Annotated in this window: 11 protein-coding genes and 2 pseudogenes; 6 read left to right on the forward strand and 7 right to left on the reverse strand. The window is 73.1% G+C overall.

From position 1 onward, the window contains the following. Nucleotides 1–373 precede the first annotated feature (373 nt). Entirely contained in the window at nucleotides 374–2,665 is a 2,292-nt protein-coding gene (locus ABT232_RS24830) for a FlgD immunoglobulin-like domain containing protein (RefSeq protein ID WP_351843502.1), read from the forward strand. A 239-nt stretch (nucleotides 2,666–2,904) separates the two neighbouring features. Beyond that, nucleotides 2,905–4,557: a sigma-70 family RNA polymerase sigma factor gene (locus tag ABT232_RS24835; protein ID WP_351843504.1), complete on the forward strand. Its 1,653-nt coding sequence runs from the start codon at nucleotides 2,905–2,907 to the stop codon at nucleotides 4,555–4,557. Between the two features lie 90 nt (nucleotides 4,558–4,647). Here ABT232_RS24835 and ABT232_RS24840 read toward each other — a convergent pair whose 3' ends face one another. Together ABT232_RS24840 and ABT232_RS24845 are read right to left on the reverse strand one after the other, a co-directional pair. After that, a complete protein-coding gene (locus ABT232_RS24840) occupies nucleotides 4,648–5,835 on the reverse strand; it encodes a S1 family peptidase (RefSeq protein ID WP_351843507.1) in 1,188 nt (395 codons plus the stop codon). 179 nt (nucleotides 5,836–6,014) lie between these two features. Next, nucleotides 6,015–6,722: a TetR/AcrR family transcriptional regulator gene (locus ABT232_RS24845; RefSeq protein WP_351843509.1), complete on the reverse strand. Its 708-nt coding sequence runs from the start codon at nucleotides 6,720–6,722 to the stop codon at nucleotides 6,015–6,017. 121 nt (nucleotides 6,723–6,843) lie between these two features. Between ABT232_RS24845 and ABT232_RS24850 the strand changes: the two genes are divergently transcribed. Further along, nucleotides 6,844–8,067, forward strand: a complete 1,224-nt coding sequence (locus ABT232_RS24850) for a saccharopine dehydrogenase family protein (protein ID WP_351843511.1) — start codon at nucleotides 6,844–6,846, stop codon at nucleotides 8,065–8,067. Nucleotides 8,068–8,070: 3 nt separating this feature from the next. On the opposite strand, the pseudogene ABT232_RS24855 reads toward ABT232_RS24850, so the two are convergent. Beyond that, a pseudogene (locus ABT232_RS24855) lies at nucleotides 8,071–9,855 on the reverse strand (flavin-containing monooxygenase); the annotation flags it as partial. A gap of 130 nt (nucleotides 9,856–9,985) precedes the next feature. On the opposite strand from ABT232_RS24855, the gene ABT232_RS24860 reads away from it, so the two are divergent. Further along, entirely contained in the window at nucleotides 9,986–11,017 is a 1,032-nt protein-coding gene (locus tag ABT232_RS24860) for an SMP-30/gluconolactonase/LRE family protein (protein WP_351843514.1), read from the forward strand. A 12-nt stretch (nucleotides 11,018–11,029) separates the two neighbouring features. Here the strand turns inward: ABT232_RS24860 and ABT232_RS24865 are convergent, their stop codons facing one another. Both ABT232_RS24865 and ABT232_RS24870 read right to left on the reverse strand, forming a co-directional pair. Beyond that, nucleotides 11,030–11,620, reverse strand: a complete 591-nt coding sequence (locus ABT232_RS24865; RefSeq protein ID WP_351843517.1) for a TetR/AcrR family transcriptional regulator — start codon at nucleotides 11,618–11,620, stop codon at nucleotides 11,030–11,032. Between the two features lie 63 nt (nucleotides 11,621–11,683). Further along, a complete protein-coding gene (locus tag ABT232_RS24870) occupies nucleotides 11,684–13,222 on the reverse strand; it encodes a serine/threonine-protein kinase (protein WP_351843519.1) in 1,539 nt (512 codons plus the stop codon). A gap of 80 nt (nucleotides 13,223–13,302) precedes the next feature. On the opposite strand from ABT232_RS24870, the pseudogene ABT232_RS24875 reads away from it, so the two are divergent. After that, a pseudogene (locus tag ABT232_RS24875) lies at nucleotides 13,303–13,593 on the forward strand (deferrochelatase/peroxidase EfeB); the annotation flags it as partial. A 41-nt stretch (nucleotides 13,594–13,634) separates the two neighbouring features. Continuing rightward, nucleotides 13,635–14,477 carry an iron uptake transporter permease EfeU gene (efeU, locus tag ABT232_RS24880; protein ID WP_351843522.1) on the forward strand — a complete coding sequence of 281 codons (843 nt, stop codon included), beginning with the start codon at nucleotides 13,635–13,637 and terminating at the stop codon, nucleotides 14,475–14,477. A gap of 99 nt (nucleotides 14,478–14,576) precedes the next feature. On the opposite strand, the gene ABT232_RS24885 is transcribed toward efeU, so the two are convergent. Both ABT232_RS24885 and ABT232_RS24890 read right to left on the reverse strand, forming a co-directional pair. Continuing rightward, entirely contained in the window at nucleotides 14,577–15,524 is a 948-nt protein-coding gene (locus ABT232_RS24885; protein ID WP_351843524.1) for a M56 family metallopeptidase, read from the reverse strand. Next, nucleotides 15,521–15,907, reverse strand: a complete 387-nt coding sequence (locus tag ABT232_RS24890; protein ID WP_351843526.1) for a BlaI/MecI/CopY family transcriptional regulator — start codon at nucleotides 15,905–15,907, stop codon at nucleotides 15,521–15,523. Before ABT232_RS24890 ends, ABT232_RS24885 begins: the two co-directional genes overlap by 4 nt. Nucleotides 15,908–16,066: the final 159 nt, after the last annotated feature.

Here is a 16,066-nt window from a genome sequence, read left to right on the forward strand (position 1 = left end):
GGGTGGGGAGGGGGACGGTGCTCGTTCCCGGATCGCGGGAGGGGTGCCCGCGGCTCGGCGGGCATGACGCGATATCCAACATGTCCGGCATTTCCGGCGTCGCGGGGGTTCGGTTCGCCGCGGCCGTGTGGGGAGGACGCCGGAGTCGTCGAGGGGTGGCGTGAGCCTACTGGCTGGTAGTGATCGCCCGTCAAGAGGTGTGCGAGGAGTTGTTCGCCCCCGTGGCGACCGACGTCGTGACACTCCTGCGACGTGAGTGGAACACGCCGCGCACACAACTCCCGCGCAACTGCGTACTGTTAACCGAGTTCACACGACAACTCGCACGTTGACGGTTAACAGGCAACGTTGACGGTTGACAAAGGGGGATCAGGTGTCCCAACAGCTCCGCTCGAACCACCGCACCACCGCCACAGCCACCGCCACAGCCACCGCCGCGGCCTTAGTCGTCGTCCTCGCCGCAGGCCTCACGACCGCCCTGCCGGCCACCGCCCACGCGGCCGGTGACGCCGCCGGAGCGGCCGAAGTCGTCGTCCCCGCGCCCGACGCCTACACCGACGGCGCCGAGACGGTGCTCGCGACCGGCGGCCAGGGCATCCTGCACCGCGAGGGCGCCGAATACCTCTGGACGACCACGTACAACCGCACCACCAGGACCGTCCCCGCCCTCGACGGCGTGCCGGAGGACGCCATCGTGCGCGGCCACGACGAGTACAACCGCGTCGTCTACACCAAGCCCCGCGAGGACGGCGGTACGGACGTCGTGCGGGTCGGTATCGAGGACTCCCGCTTCACCAGCACCATCACCGTGCCCGCCGGGTACCTCAACCCGCGCGTCGCGAACGGGTGGGTGCTGGCCACCGTCGACCAGGGCGACGGCACGTACCAGCTGCGCGTGGCGCGCGGCGGGGACCCGGAGAGCGACCCGGTCGTGCAGCTGCCCGAAGGAGCCGCCACCGGCGCCGAACCCGTTCTGCTCGGCGCGCACTACAACCAGCTCCTCATCGGCTACCGCACCGCCGACGGCACGCCGGGCTACGGCATCCTCACCGCCTACAACGGCAGGGTCGTCCCGCTGCCCGTGACCGGCGAGGCGAGCAGCTTCCGCATCACGCAGACCACCGTCAGCTGGTTCTCCCGCAGTGGTGAACCGGGCGTCCGCGTCATGCCGTTGGGCAGCACGGCCGCCCCGCGCGTCGTGCCGCTGCCCACACGCTCCTCGGACAGCGAGGTCACCACCTTCGTGGTCGGTGACAACGTGCTCTGGTACGAGGGCGACGGCGGCCCGCTGCACCTCACCCCCTTCGCCGGAGCGGACACCGAGCGGACGCTGCTCAGTGATGTCGAGCAGACGTTCCTGCGCACCGAGGGCACCGGCGGCCTGGTGGTGCTCGGCGAGGACGCCGACGGCAAGCGCGCCGTGCACCTCTTCAGCGTGGACGGCCTCGGCCTCGTCTCGGGCCTGCCGCTGCGCCAGGTGCCGAGGGTCAAGACCGCGGACGGCTCGATCCAGGCGCTGACCCTCGACCGGGGCAGGCTGAGATACGTCAACGTGCTCGCCGGTACGCGGACCCTGCACGGCAAGGACATCGGCACCGGGCTCGACCCGGCCGACGGCGCGAGGCTCGCCGACTTCCCGGGCCTCACCGCGGGCCGCTTCGCCGACGGCACCGACGAGGGGCTGGCCAGACTGGTCGCCGACCCGGACACGGGCGCCGACGTGCTGGTGACCGGCGACGACCCGGAACACCCCGTGGACAGCTTCCCGCTGCCGGGCACCGACGGCCGCGTCCTCGACGCCGCACCGGAGTTCGTGCTGTACCAGGCGGGCGGACGGCAGTACGTCGTCGACACCGCTCGCGACGAGATCGTCCGCGAACAGCCCGCGCAGGCCGCCGTACTGGACCAGAAGAAGCTGTTCAAGCCGGCGCTGAAGGAGCCGGGCACGGTGAAGGTGATCAACGTGCGCTCCGGCAACCTCACCGCGACCGTCGACCTCGGCTCCGCCTGCGTCCCCGACGAACTCCAGCACAGCGGCACCCTGCTGTACTGGAGCTGCGCCGCCACGGACGCGGCGGGCGTCCGCGACCTGGCGTCCGGGCACACCTACCCCGCCCCGGCCTCCGGCGTCCTGCTCGGCGACCGCTTCCTGGCCCACGAGGACGAGTCCGGCGCACTGCGTCTGACGGCGCTGCGGACGGACGGCGCCACGGCCGACCTGGGCACCGTCTCGGGCCTCGAGCAGTCCGCCGACGGCGACGGACGCGGCACCACCTGGACCCTCGACGCGGGCGCGGGGAAGCTCGTCTGGGTCGGCGCGGACGACACCGTCCATGTCACCGCGCCCCAGCACGCGGTGTCGCCGCTGCGGGTCGCCCGCACCGCGGCACCCGGCACGTCCACCGGTCAGTGGGCGGCCACGTGGTGGCTCTCCAAGCCCGCGGCCTCCTGGCAGGTGACCCTCACCCGCCGCGCGACCGGTGAGGTCGTCCGGACCTGGACGGGCGAGGGCGCCCGCAGTGCCGTACGGGTCGCCTGGGACGGCACTTCCGAGTCGGGCGCCCCGGTGGCGACCGGCAACTACACCTGGAAGCTGACCGCCGTCCCGGCGGACGGCACGGGCGCCGACGCCACCGCCTCGGGCGTCGTGAAGGTCACCTACTGACCGTCGATCAGGACGGCCGGCCCCTTCTCCGGGTTCGACCCGGCGGAGGGGCCGCACCCGTGCCGTCCCGACCGCGAGAGCGGACGCCGACGCCGACTGTGATCTCTCCCCTTGCGCCGACGGGCCGGCCCCGTGAGTCTCTCGTGGGACACACGTCCGAATAATTGTTATCCCAGGCGCACCGAGCGGTCTCCCATGTGACGGACATTCGTTCGGCGTCGAGGACAGGGAAGTATGTGATGGGTGCAGAGCGCGCGAGGGAGTCGGCGGCACTGGTGACCGCTGCCCGCAGTGGTGATCCGAAGGCTCAGGACGCCCTGGTCGGTGCGTATCTCCCGTTGGTCTACAACATCGTGGGGCGGGCGCTGAACGGCTCCGTCGACGTGGACGACGTGGTGCAGGAGACCATGCTGCGCGCCCTCGACGGGCTCGGCGGTCTGCGCGCTCCCGAGAACTTTCGCTCCTGGCTGGTGGCCATCGCGATGAACCAGGTCCGGGCGCACTGGCAGGACCGGCAGTCGGTGCCGGGCGCCGTCGAGGAGGCCGAGGAACTCGCGGACCCCGGCGCCGACTTCGTGGACCTGACCATGGTGCAGCTCCAGCTGTCCGGCCAGCGCCAGGAGACCGCCCGCGCGACCCGCTGGCTGGAACCCGACGACCGGGGGCTGCTGTCCCTCTGGTGGCTGGAGTGCGCGGGCGAGCTGACGCGGTCCGAGGTCGCCGCCGCCCTGGAGCTCTCTCCTCAGCACACGGCGGTCCGGGTGCAGCGGATGAAGGCACAGCTGGAGGCGGCCCGCGTGGTGGTGCGGGCGCTCGACGCGCGCCCGCGATGCGCGGACCTCGGCGGACTGCTGGTCTCCTGGGACGGCCGGCCGTCGGCGCTGTGGCGCAAGCGAATAGCCCGGCACGCCCGTGGCTGTGCCCGCTGCTCCGGCCTGTGGAGCGGGCTGATGCCGGCGGAAGGGCTGCTGGCCGGGCTGGCGCTGGTCGCCGCGGCGCCCGCGCTGCTGGAGAGGGTGCTCTCCGGCACCACCGCGACGGCCGCCGTCGGTTCGGCGTCCCCGCTGGGCCTGTTCCGAGGCCAGGGCGGCTCGGGCCGGGGCGCCGGACACCGTGCCGCCTCCGGCCGGGCGGCCTCCCGCTCCGAGGCGCGCCGCCGCCGGCGCAATCGGCGCCGGGCCGTCGGAGGCGCCGTCGTCGCGGCCTGTGTGGCGGGTGGTGGTCTGTGGTACTTCGACACCGACCCGGAGACCGGCACCGGCCCCGAGGAGGTGACCGCCGCGCGTACCGCCGGCGCACCCGTCGTGGACCTCTCGGCGCCCAGCCCGGCCGAGACCTCCGCGTCCGCGTCGGCATCCGCCTCCGCGTCGCCGTCCGCGTCACCGTCGAAGAAGCCGCGCCCTTCCAAGAGCCCGCGCCCCGCCGAGAAGACCACACCCGCGCCCCAGCCGTCCGTCACCCGGCCTGTCCGGACCGCGTCCAGCGCACCGCGGTCGCAGCAGACGCCGACGGGTGCCGTCGCGCAGGTGGTGGCGCTGGTGAACGAGGAGCGTGCGGCCGGCGGCTGCGGCCCGCTCACGGAGGACGCCCAGCTGAACCAGGCGGCGCAGCGCCACTCGGAGGACATGGCCGCCCGCGACTTCTTCGACCACACCAACCCGGACGGCGCCGACCCCGGACAGCGCACCACCGCCGCGGGCTACCGATGGTCGACGTACGGGGAGAACATCGCTCGGGGCCAGCAGACCCCGGAGGCGGTGATGGAGTCCTGGATGAACAGTCCCGGTCACCGCGCCAACATCCTCAACTGCTCGTTCAAGGACATCGGCGTGGGCATCCACGAGGGGTCGGGCGGGCCCTGGTGGACGCAGAACTTCGGGGCGAAGCAGTAGGCGCGGCATGCCGCCCGAGCCGCGTGCCGGGGACGGGAAGCGGACCCCGCCGCTGTTCCAGCGGGGCCCGCTCGGGGTCGAGCCGTGCGGTCAGGCCGTGTGCAGGGTCAGCCCGTAGCGGCCGAGGATCTCGTTGACCGGCTGGAACCAGGTCTCGCCGCCGCCGGAGCAGTTGCCCCAGCCGCCGGAGGTGACGCCCTGTGCCTGGTCACCGCTGATGAACGAGCCGCCCGAGTCGCCGGGTTCGGCGCAGACGCTGGTCTTCGTCATCTGGTGCACCGCGCCCTGGCTGTAGTTGACCGTCTCGTTCTTGGCCAGGACGGCACCGCAGTGCCAGTGGGTCGTCGATCCGGAGCGGCAGATCGAGGAACCGATCGGCGCCTCGGCCGAGCCGCGGACCAGCCGGTCCGGGATGGTGCCCCAGCCGAGCACCACCGGCACCGTCCACCAGCCGCTGCCCACGTTGACCCAGGCGTAGTCGTTGTCCGGGAACGAGGAGCCCTGGAAGTTGCCGATGTAGGAGCCGTCCCAGCCCCGGACGCCGGCCCCGGCGCCGCCGCAGTGTCCGGCGGTGATGAAGCCGCCGTGCACCGAGAAGCCGATGGAGCAGCGGACGTTGCCGGTGTAGTACGGGTCGCCGCCCACGGTTCCCGCCGCATAGGTCCGCGCGGCGGCCCGCACGGTGCGGACGGTGACCGGGCCGGTCTCCCGGGCCTCGGCGACGAAGCGCTGGACATCGTTGTCAGTCCGCTGGTCGCGGACGACGTTCACGACCACGGTGTTGGCGGCCGGGTCGACCGACCAACTGCTCACTCCCGAGGGCGCGTCCAGGCGGTCGAGGTGCGACTTCACGGCGTCGAGCCGGCGCGCGCTGTGCTGCACGGTGCGGACGGCCGCGCCGGACGAGCGCAGGGCGCGGACCGTCGAGGTGCCGGCGTCCGGGGTGACGGCGACGGTCAGCTTTCCGCTCCGCGCGTCGAACCAGGCTCCGCCGTAGGCCGCTCCGGCGGTCTTGCGGGCCTTGGGCGCGAGGTCGGTGGCGTGGCGTTCGGCGGCGAGCCGGGTCTCGGCCTCGGCGCGGGTCAGGCCGAAGTCCCGCTGCATCGCCCGCAGAAGACCGGCGGAGGCCGGTGCGGAGTCGGCGGCGCGGGCGCCGGCGCCGGCAGGGGTGGAGGCGGCGGTGTCGCTCGCCGAGGCGGGCAGTGTGCCGGCCGCGGTCCAGCTGCCGATCAGGAGGAGTACGGCCACGCCGGCATGCTTGAGTCTGGTGCGTCTCATGGAAGATGCCCTTCGTCGTTCCCGCGAGGTGGGGGTGGAACAACCGCAAGCTGAGAGCGCTCTCATGGATGTGGGCAGAGCTTAGCGAGCTACGGCTATCAGGTCCATGCCAACTCCCGAATTGCCCTGCGGCACCTACGTGTTGGCGCCGCGCGAGCCCACCGGAAACCCCCGACGCCTCACGCCCCTACCTGCTCGATCTGTGCCGCCGTGTGCTCCAGCAGCATCTCCAGGACGGCCGGATAGGCGCTGTGCGGCATGCGCCGGGCGAGCAGCCGCGCCGTGGCGGCGATGTGCGGATGCGACTCGGCCGGCAGCCTGGCGTACGTGGACTGCCACATCTCCTCGTCCTCCGTGCGCGCCGGCTCCGTCAGCGCGAGCGAGCCCGCGTCGAGTGCCGCGAAGGCGAGACTCTGGTCGATGAACGCGTGATAGACGCGGACCGCCACCGGATCGGGCAGGCCGGTGCCGCGCAGGATGCCGAGGATCGTCTCGTCGACCGCGATCTCGCGCGGCCGGCCGGTCACCCGGCTCGCGGTGAGCACGGCCGCCTGCGGATGGGCGAGATAGGAGGCGTGGATGGCCAGCCCCAGCGCCCGCAGATCGGCCCGCCAGTCACCGCTCGCCTCCCACCTGTCGAGCGCCCGCCCCATCAGCTCGTCCCCGATGGCCCGGGTCAGGTCGTCCATCCCGGCGAAGTACCGGTAGAGGGCGCTCGGGTCGGCGCCCAGGGCCGCACCCAGGCGGCGGGCCGTGAGTCCGGGGCCGCCGTGCTCGCGCAGCAGGCGCAGGGCCGTCCGCACGATGATCTCCTCGGACAGCACGGTGCCGGTGCGGGTGGGTCGCCGTCGCCGGCGTGCCGCCTCCGGCACCACTTCCTTCGCCATGCCCGCGCCTCCTCCGGCCACCCTTATGTCAACACGGTTGACCTTACACCGCGGCATCCCGTTGCATCGGTGCCCCCGGAGGCGAGCGCCTCCTGGAAGAAACGGACGAAAGGTGTGAGACATGCGCGTACTGCTCGTGGGCGCCGGCGGCGTCGGAACCGCCGTCACCCGGATCGCGGCCCGCCGGGACTTCCTCACCCACATGGTGGTCGCCGACCACGACCTCGCTCGCGCCGAGGCCGCCGTCGCCGCGCTGGACGCCGACGGCGACCGGTTCGGCGCGCTGCGGCTGGACGCCTCGGACCAGGACGCGGTGCGCCGCGCGCTCACCGAGCTGCGCTGCGACGTGCTGCTCAACGCCACCGACCCCCGGTTCGTGATGCCGCTGTTCCAGGCGGCCCTGGAAGCGGGCACGCACTACGTCGACATGGCGATGTCGCTGTCGGCACCGCACTCCGCCCGCCCCTACGAGGAGTGCGGCGTGAAACTCGGCGACGAGCAGTTCGCACTGGCCCGGCGCTGGGAACAGACCGGCAGACTGGCCCTGGTCGGCATGGGTGTCGAACCCGGACTGTCCGACGTCTTCGCCCGGTACGCGGCCGACGAGCTCTTCGACGAGATAGAGGAGATCGGCGTCCGCGACGGCGCGAACCTGACCGTCGAGGGCTACGACTTCGCCCCCTCCTTCAGCATCTGGACGACCATCGAGGAATGTCTCAACCCGCCCGTGGTCTACGAGCGGGACCGCGGCTGGTTCACCACCGCCCCGTTCAGCGAGCCCGAGGTCTTCGACTTCCCCGAGGGCATCGGCCCGGTGGAGTGCGTCAACGTCGAGCACGAGGAGGTGCTGCTGATCCCGCGCTGGGTGGACGCGCGCCGCGTCACCTTCAAGTACGGCCTCGGCGACGACTTCATCGCCAAGCTGAAGACGCTCCACGAACTGGGCCTGGACTCCACCCCCCAGGTCACGGTGCCCGCAGCGGACGGTCCCGTCCGCGTGTCCCCGCGCGACGTCGTCGCGGCCTGCCTGCCCGACCCGGCCACCCTCGGCGAGCGGATGACCGGCAAGACCTGCGCCGGTACCTGGGTCAAGGGCAGCAAGGCGGGCGCGCCGCGCGAGGTGTACCTCTACCACGTGGTCGACAACCAGTGGTCGATGAGCGAGTACGGCTCACAGGCCGTCGTCTGGCAGACGGCCGTGAACCCGGTCGTCGCCCTGGAACTGCTGGCCACCGGCGCCTGGACCGGCAGCGGTGTCCTCGGCCCGGAAGCCCTCCCGCCGCGCCCCTTCCTCGACCTGCTGACCGCGTACGGCTCCCCGTGGGGCCTGCGCGAGCAGGGCTGAGCCCTGGAGGACCTCGTCCATGGCCTCCTCCCGCCACCGCTCGAGGAGTTCGTGGAAGGCGACCGCGCCGTGCGGGTAGGCGGTCGGGCCGTTGGGCCGGCCGCGCCCCTCGCGGTTGTAGTAGCCGGGGGTGCACTCCGCGTGGAACCACTCGTGGTCGGGGGCGCCCTCGGCCATGGTGGCGATCCAGGCGTCCTCGGCCTCGCGGGACGGTTCGATCAGCGCGCCCTTGGCCTCGGCCGCTTCGACGAGGGCGGCGACGTGGACGGCCTGCTCGTCCAGGACGTGGGTGTAGTTGACGCTGCCGGCGTTGTGCAGGGAGCCCATCTGGAGCAGGTTCGGGAAGCCGTTGCTGGTGAAGCCGTGCAGGGTGCGCGGGCCCTGCCGGGCCCAGGTGTCCAGCAGCCGGGCACCGCCTCGGCCGTGCACGGGCAGCTTGCCGGAGTGGACGCCGGAGACACCGACGGAGAAGCCGGTGGCGAAGATCAGGCAGTCGAGTTCGTACGTGGTGCCGCCGACCACGACACCGTGCTCGGTGACGCGCTCGATGCCGTGGGTGTCCGCGGTGTCGACCAGGGTGACGTTGCTCCGGTTGAACGCCGGGTAGTACAGGTCGGAGAAGGTGGGACGCTTGCAGGCGTACCGGTACCAGGGCTTGAGCCTCTCCGCCGTGTCCGGGTCGGTGACGATCCGCTCGACGCGAGCGCGCAGCTCGTTCATCTTGGCGGCGTCGGCGGCCTCGTAGGCGGCTTCGAAGGCCTTCCGGTCGCCGGGCCGGCGGAAACTCGGCAGCAGCTTCTCCAGCAGGGCGGCCGACGACGTCCAGCGGTCCGCCACGAGATCGCGGTCGGCCGGCTCGCCCGAGACGATGCGCAGGAAGTTGTCGCGCCGCTCGCGGGCCCAGCCGTCGCGGCCGGCGCCGACGTCCTCGGCGGCGGTGCGGCGGTTGGCGCGGACGTCGACCGAGGACGGGGTGCGCTGGAAGACGTAGACGTGTCCGGCGTCCTCGGCCAGCATCGGAACGACCTGCACACCGGTGGCGCCGGTGCCGACGACACCGACCCGCTTGTCCGCGAGGCCGGTGAGCCCGCCGTCCGGGGTGCCGCCGGTGTAGGCGTAGTCCCACCGGGAGGTGTGGAAGGTGTGGCCCTCGAAGTCCTCGATGCCGGGGATCCCGGGGAGCTTCGGCTCGGAGAGGGTGCCGGTGGCGGTGACGACGTAGGTGGCCCGGAACGCGTCCCCCCGGTCGGTGGCGACGGTCCAGGACCCGGAGTCCTCGTCCCAGGTCAGTGAGGTGACCGCGGTGGAGAACAGGGCGTCGGGGTAGAGCTCGAACCGCTGCGCGATCCGCACGGCGTGGCGGCGGATCTCCTCGCCGGGGGCGTACTTCCAGCGCGGGACGTAGCCGGTCTCGTCGAGCATCGGCAGGTACACGTGCGACTCGATGTCGCAGTGGACGCCCGGATAGCGGTTCCAGTACCAGGTGCCCCCGAAGTCGCCGCCCTTCTCGACGATCCGGACCCGCCGCACGCCCCGCTGCCGCAGCCGGGCCCCGGCGAGGATGCCGCCGAATCCGCCCCCGACGACGGCGACGTCCACGGTGTCGGACAGCGGCTCGCGCGCGGTCGCCTCCGCGGCGTACGGGTCGGCGGCGTAGTACCCGAACTCGGCCTCCGTCGCGAGGTACTGACGGGTGCCGTCGGGGCGTAAGCGCCGCTCTCGTTCGAGGCGGTAGCGCTGCCGCAGCGCGGCGAGCTCGTCGGGCGCGGGGACTTGAGGGGACGTCATGCGAGGCCTCCGTCTTGTCGGTCGGCAACCGGGCGGCCTGCCCCATGAGGAAGGCGGCCGTCCACTACCGTAGCAACTACCGGACAACACTGTCCGGTTGAAGTGTCCGGACAGGAAGGCGACCTCTCCCATGCGACGACTCCCGATCCGCCCCCTTGCCTTGTCCGCCGTGCTCGCCGCGATCGGCACACTCGCCCTCGCCGGCTGCGGCACGGACACGGGCGACCGCCGGGACCCCGCGGCCCCGCCCGCAGGCACCGTCAGGCACATCCCCGCGCACAAGGTCATGCAGCTGACCGAAGTGCACGAAGAGACGGGCATGACACTGCTGGAAGGACCCACCTTCGACGAGGACGGCAGGCTGCTCGTCGTCGACGTCACCGCACCCGAGGGCGAACCCAAGGTCATACGCGTCGACCTGGCGAAGAGGACCGCGCGCGCGATCCACACCGACGGCCGGGGCGCCTACACCTCCGCCCAGTTCAGCCCCTACGACGGACGGCTCTACCTGACCGACTTCGCCCACGGCGAGATCGTCAGCCTGGCCCCGGACGGCGGCGACCCGCGGACGTTCTTCACCGGCGAGGTCGAGGGAGCCCCGATGAACCCAGACGACCTCGCCTTCGACGAGGACGGCCACCTCTACATCAGCGACTCACGCGGACTGACCGAAGGCGAGGAGCACGGCCGCGTGGTGCGCGTCGACCGCACCGGCGAGAAGGCCACCGTCCTCGCCCGGGAACTCGCGGCACCGAACGGGATCTCGTTCGACGCCGACCACCGCGGACTGTGGATCAGCGAACTCACCCAGAACCGCATCTCCTACCTGCGGATCGACGACCGGGGAGCAGTGACCTCCCGGCACACCGCCATCCGCGTCGACGCAGGCATCGCGCAGACCGACTCCATCGCCGTCGACGCCGACGGCAACCTCTACCAGGCCCTGCACGGCCGCCCCGCGATGGGCGTCTACGACCGGAACGGCGAACGCCTCGCGACCGTCGAACTCCGCGGCCGCGCCGAAGGGCTCGAATCGGCCACCAACGTGGCCATCACACCCGGCGGAACCAAGGCCTACATGACCGTCAGCGGACCCGCCGGAGGCTACCTGTACACCTTCGACGCGCTCGCGGAAGGCACCCGCCAGTCCAACGGCGGCTGACCCAGCCGCTGCTCACCCCTCGAACGGCCGCACCGGTCCCACCTCGACGCCGAGCAACCGCCAGGCCGCCAGCGCCCGGCGCTCCCGTACCTCACGGGTGGGACCGACGACGGCGCCGCAGACCATCGCCACCGCGAGCATGAGATCGTCCGCCGCGCCCAGCCGGTGACCATCCGGCATACAGCCCCGCAGAGCGCGCTCGACCCGCACGGACAGGGCCTGCGCGTACGCGCGGACCTCGGAGCGGCCGCCCGCCCGGTCCGGATGCAGCAGACCGATGAAGGCCGCCGACTCGGTCAGATGCCAGGACAGCACCCCGAGGACGCCGGCGAAGTCCGCGCCCTCGGCCGCGGCCGCCTCCTCGACCTGCCGCACGTTCTCCTCCAGCACCGCGGCCGCCACGGCGGCCCGGTCGGGAAAGTGCCGGTACAGAACTCCCTGCCCCACACCGGCCCGACGGGCGATCGCGGACAGCGGAGCGTCCAAGCCGTGCTCGGCGCACACCTCGCGGGCGGCGGTGACCAGAGCGGCCCGGTTGCGGGCGGCGGCCTTCGGCCCGTGGTTCGCGGGCCGCCGCTCGTCCGGCGCGGGTTGCAGCGTCATCCCGGCAGGGTACCCGGCCCGCTCCCGGGGTCTGCGGCGGCCGGTCGCAGACCCCGTGCCGCGCTACGTTCCCCGCGTGCAGCGGCCCGTCGGGCGCGACGCCGGGGGAGCGCACTGGAGGGCGAAGTCGTCCGGACTGGTGCTGAGATAGCGCCCCATGCAGCCGTTCGCCGTGGTGCGGCCGCGTTCGGCACAGAACGACAGCGCCGCTCGGCCGTCGGCGAAGGGGCCCGGCGCGTAGACGACCCAGAAGCCGGGGCGCAGCGAGGCGTAGTCGTCGCTGCGCAGGACCTGGGCCTCGGGCACGGTCTCACGGATCCGGGCGAGTCGGCTGTCGCGGGCCGCGGTGCCGGAGGCGAACGGCTCCGAGTGGAGCTGGGCGATCCAGCGGCCGTCGGTGGCCGGGGGCGGCGTGGACGTGGAGCGCTCCGGGCCCGGAGTGGACGACGAGGTGCGGCCGGGCGACGAGGACCGGCCGGGCGACGGGGTGGGGTCGGCGCTCCGCTGCGCCGTCGTGTTCCCCTGCCGTGGGCCGGGCGCGGGGGAGGTGCTCGTGCGGGACGCGGCCGTTCCGTCGGCCGGTCCGCCGTCGTCCGGTGAGCTCAGCGTGAGGACGAGGCCGGCCGCCACCACGACGGCCACCACCGCGGCGAGCGCGGCGGCGAGCGCCGTTCCGCGCCGGCGGTGCGGGCGCGCGGGGACGGGGAGGTCCTGCCGGGTGGTCGGTGCCGCCAGCGGCGGAGGCGGCAGGGGCGGGGTCGGCGCCGCCGTCACCGTCGCCTGGTCCCAGCGCGGTGGGGCGCCGCTCTCGGCCCGCGCGAGCAGCGCGTCGAGCCGTGCGGCGTCGGGACGGGCGGCGGGGTCGCGCACCAGGAGGGCTTGCAGGACCGGGGCGAGCGGGCCCGAGCGCACCGGCGGCGGCACCGCGTCGTCGAGAACGGCGGCGAGCGTCGCGAGCGTGGTCGCCCGGCGCAGCGGACTCACGCCCTCGACACAGACGTACAGCACCAGCCCCAGGGACCACAGATCGGAGGCCGGGTCGTCGTCGAGGCCGCGGATGCGCTCGGGGGCCATGTACTCGGGTGAGCCGACGAGTTCGCCGGTGGCGGTGAGAGCGGAGGAGCCCTGCAGGGCGGCGATGCCGAAGTCGGTGAGCACGGCGGTGCCGTCGGGGCTCAGCAGCACGTTCGCCGGTTTGACGTCCCGGTGCTGGATGCCGGCCGCGTGGGCGACGCGCAGGGCGGCGAGGATCTGACGGCCGACGCGCGCCGCCTCCGCGGGCCGCAGCGGGCCGTCGGACAGCCGTTCCTGGAGCGACCTGCCGGGCACCAGCTCCATCACGATCCACGGATGCGGGTCCGCCTCGACGATCTGATGGACGGTCACCACATGCGGGCTGTTGAGCCGCGCCAGCGCCCGCGCCTCGCGCAGCACCCGTTCACGGACGGCGGGCGAGGCCTCCGCGTCCGGGCGTACCGCCTTGAGGGCGACCTCCCGGTGCAGCACGGTGTCGCGGGCCCGCCACACCGTGCCCATACCTCCGCTGCCGAGCCGCTCGATCAGCTCGAAGCGCCCGTCGACCACGTCCCCCGGTGCGTTCATGGGCGTCAGGTTAGGGCAGGTCGGGGTGGCTGAGCGGCGGATCCCGAGGGAAGCGCCGCGGCGGGCTTACTCGAGACTTACCCGACGCGCACGTGCGCCTGGCCCACCCGGACACCAACGGCGGAGCCACCATCCTGCGCCGCGGCTACTCGTTCACCGACGGCACCGACGGCCTCGGGCGCCTGGAGGCGGGCCTGTTCTTCCTCGCCTACCAGCGGGACGTCCGCACCGGCTTCATCCCCGTGCAGACCTCACTCGCGCGCGGCGACGCGCTCAACGAATACATCCAGCATGTGGGTTCGGCGGTGTTCGCCATCCCGCCGGGCGTCCGCGACCAGGACGACTGGTGGGGCCGGGCGCTGTTCACCTGACACGCCTCGCGGCCCCACAGCTCCACCCGGAAAGGACCGGCGTGTTCGCCAACTACCTGATCGGCCTGCGCGAGGGACTCGAGGCGAGCCTCGTCGTCTGCATCCTCGTCGCCTACCTCGTCAAGACCGGCAACCGTCGGCAACTGACCCCCGTGTGGACCGGCGTCGGCATAGCCGTCCTGCTCTCCCTCGCCTTCGGGGCGCTCCTGCAGTTCGGTTCCTCCGCCCTCACCTTCCAGGCGCAGGAAGCGCTGGGCGGCAGCCTGTCCATCCTGTCCGTCGCCCTGGTCACCTGGATGGTCTTCTGGATGCGGCGCACCGCCCGCCACCTCAGGAGCGAACTCCACGGCAAGCTCGACGCCGCCCTCGCCCTCGGCACCGGCGCCCTGATCCTCACCTCGTTCCTGGCCGTCGGCCGCGAGGGACTGGAGACCTCCCTGTTCATCTGGACCGCCGTCCAGGCCACCGACGACGGTGTGCGCCCCCTCGTCGGAGCCCTCCTCGGACTGGCCACCGCCGTCGTCCTCGGCTGGCTGTTCTACAAGGGCGCCCTGCGCATCAACCTGGCCAAGTTCTTCCGCTGGACCGGCGCCATGCTCGTCGTCGTCGCCGCGGGCGTCCTCGCCTACGGCATCCACGACCTCCAGGAGGCCGACCTCCTGCCCGGACTGCACAGCCTCGCGTTCGACATCTCCACCGCCGTCCCGCCGGACTCCTGGTACGGCACGCTGCTCAAGGGCGTGTTCAACTTCCAGCCCGACCCCACCGTCCTCCAGACCGTCGTCTGGGCGGTGTACCTCGTCCCCGTGATGCTTCTCTTCCTCAGCCCCGAACGCGCCGAGCGGTCCCCCGAGCGCCAGGCCGGCCGACCGGCGCCCCAGTAGGACGTACGGGCACCCCGGTACAACGTACGGGCGCCCGGTAGGACGTCGGGCACCCCGGTAGGACGTACGGCGCGAAGACCCCGTCCGGTCCCGCGGACCTCAGCCGCGCCGCACCGCCGCCGCGGAGTGCTCGACGAACTCGTGGAGGCCGAGGGTCACCGCCGGCGCGGCCACCACGCAGAGCACCACCGCCAGGGCGAGAGCCGCCGCCCCGGCCTTCCGGACAGGGCCCCGGGGCCCTGCCGGAGCCGGCGCCAGCAGGGCCTTCACCCGCTGCGGCACGGGCCCCGACGTCACCGACAGCAGCGGGTACCCGCGGGCACCACCGTGCCCCCGGTCCGACTGGGCCAGCGCCGCCCGCGCCACGGCGGCCGCCGCCAGCCGGCGATCACCCACCGCCGCGGCCGCCGACTCGTCCGCCCAGCGCTCCAGGTGGAAACCCAACGACTCCCGCAGGCTCCGCAGCGCCGGATGCGCCACCGAGGCGAGGTCCACCACCGCCGACAGCACGTGATGGCGGCCCGCCAGATGGGCTCGCTCATGGGCCAGCAGCACCGCACGCTCCTCGGCGCCCAGCGCGCGCACCATGCCCGACGTCACGACGACCGTGCCCCGGCGACCGCGGAACCCGGGCAGCGCGAAGGCCTCCACACCGTCACCCGGCACCACGAGCAGGTCCCCGTGCCCCGCTCCCGCACCTGCGGACTCCCAGGCCCGCGCGAGCACCGAGCGATGCCGCAGCCACCTGCGGACGGCGACGCCGCACTGGAGCGCCAGGACGAGCCCTGCCGCGCACGCGACCGGAACCGCCGCCGGCCACGCGGCCACCACGCGCCGCAGCGGCACGTGCCACAAGGACGCGAGCAAGGGCACATGGAACAGGCCGAACAGCGCCGCGAAGGTGCCGCCGGCCAGGACGACCGCGGCGCCCGTCAGCGCCCAGCAGGCCGCCCGGGGCGGCAGCAGCCCGGCCAGACGGCGCGCGAGGGCCGCAGCGGCCCACGGGACCGCCAGGGCCAGGACGATCAGGACCAGCAGGTGGTTCATTCGTTCTTCTCGGCCTCGGCTTCCAGGAGAAGGCGCCGCAGCGTCTCCTCGTCGTCCTCCGACAGCGACGACACGAACCGCTTCAGCACCAGGTCACGACGCGGCTCTCGCTCCAGCTCCCGGCGCATACGACCCGCCACGAGCCCCGCCGCGTCCTGCACCGGAGCGTAGGCGAAGCCCCGGCCCGACGGGACCCGGGTGAGCGTTCCCTTCTCATGGAGCCTGGACAGGATCGTGGCCATCGTCGTCCTGGCCAGCTCCGCACCCAGCGCCGCGTTGACCTGCCGGGCGGTCATCGGCTTGCCGCTCTCCCACAGCACCGCGAGCACGTCGGCGACGAGTTCACCGTGCGGGCGTCTCGCGTCCTGGCGCCTCTTCGACATCTCTCTCCCGTCCCGGCCCGCAGTCCCGGGTAGCCGCGAAGGTGACCCACGTCTCCCTTAGGTATGCCTGATCTACCTGCCGGTGACGCCGGCCCGCCCGCTCCGTTCGCGCGCCGGGCCGAGGTGGGGGAGGCTCATGTGGGGTGGTCTCGCGCCCAG

The sequence above is a fragment of the Streptomyces sp. NPDC001532 genome, from assembly GCF_040298625.1.
In the GTDB taxonomy this organism is placed as follows: Bacteria; Actinomycetota; Actinomycetes; order Streptomycetales; family Streptomycetaceae; genus Streptomyces.

Bases quoted from the DNA above. Each gene is read 5' to 3' on its own strand.
- ABT232_RS24835 (WP_351843504.1), top strand. From the start codon at position 2,905: ATGGGTGCAGAGCGCGCGAGGGAGTCGGCGGCACTGGTGACCGCTGCC.
- ABT232_RS24840 (WP_351843507.1), bottom strand. From the start codon at position 5,835: ATGAGACGCACCAGACTCAAGCATGCCGGCGTGGCCGTACTCCTCCTG.
- ABT232_RS24845 (WP_351843509.1), bottom strand. From the start codon at position 6,722: ATGGCGAAGGAAGTGGTGCCGGAGGCGGCACGCCGGCGACGGCGACCC.
- ABT232_RS24850 (WP_351843511.1), top strand. From the start codon at position 6,844: ATGCGCGTACTGCTCGTGGGCGCCGGCGGCGTCGGAACCGCCGTCACC.
- ABT232_RS24860 (WP_351843514.1), top strand. From the start codon at position 9,986: ATGCGACGACTCCCGATCCGCCCCCTTGCCTTGTCCGCCGTGCTCGCC.
- ABT232_RS24865 (WP_351843517.1), bottom strand. From the start codon at position 11,620: ATGACGCTGCAACCCGCGCCGGACGAGCGGCGGCCCGCGAACCACGGG.
- ABT232_RS24870 (WP_351843519.1), bottom strand. From the start codon at position 13,222: ATGAACGCACCGGGGGACGTGGTCGACGGGCGCTTCGAGCTGATCGAG.
- ABT232_RS24885 (WP_351843524.1), bottom strand. From the start codon at position 15,524: ATGAACCACCTGCTGGTCCTGATCGTCCTGGCCCTGGCGGTCCCGTGG.
- ABT232_RS24890 (WP_351843526.1), bottom strand. From the start codon at position 15,907: ATGTCGAAGAGGCGCCAGGACGCGAGACGCCCGCACGGTGAACTCGTC.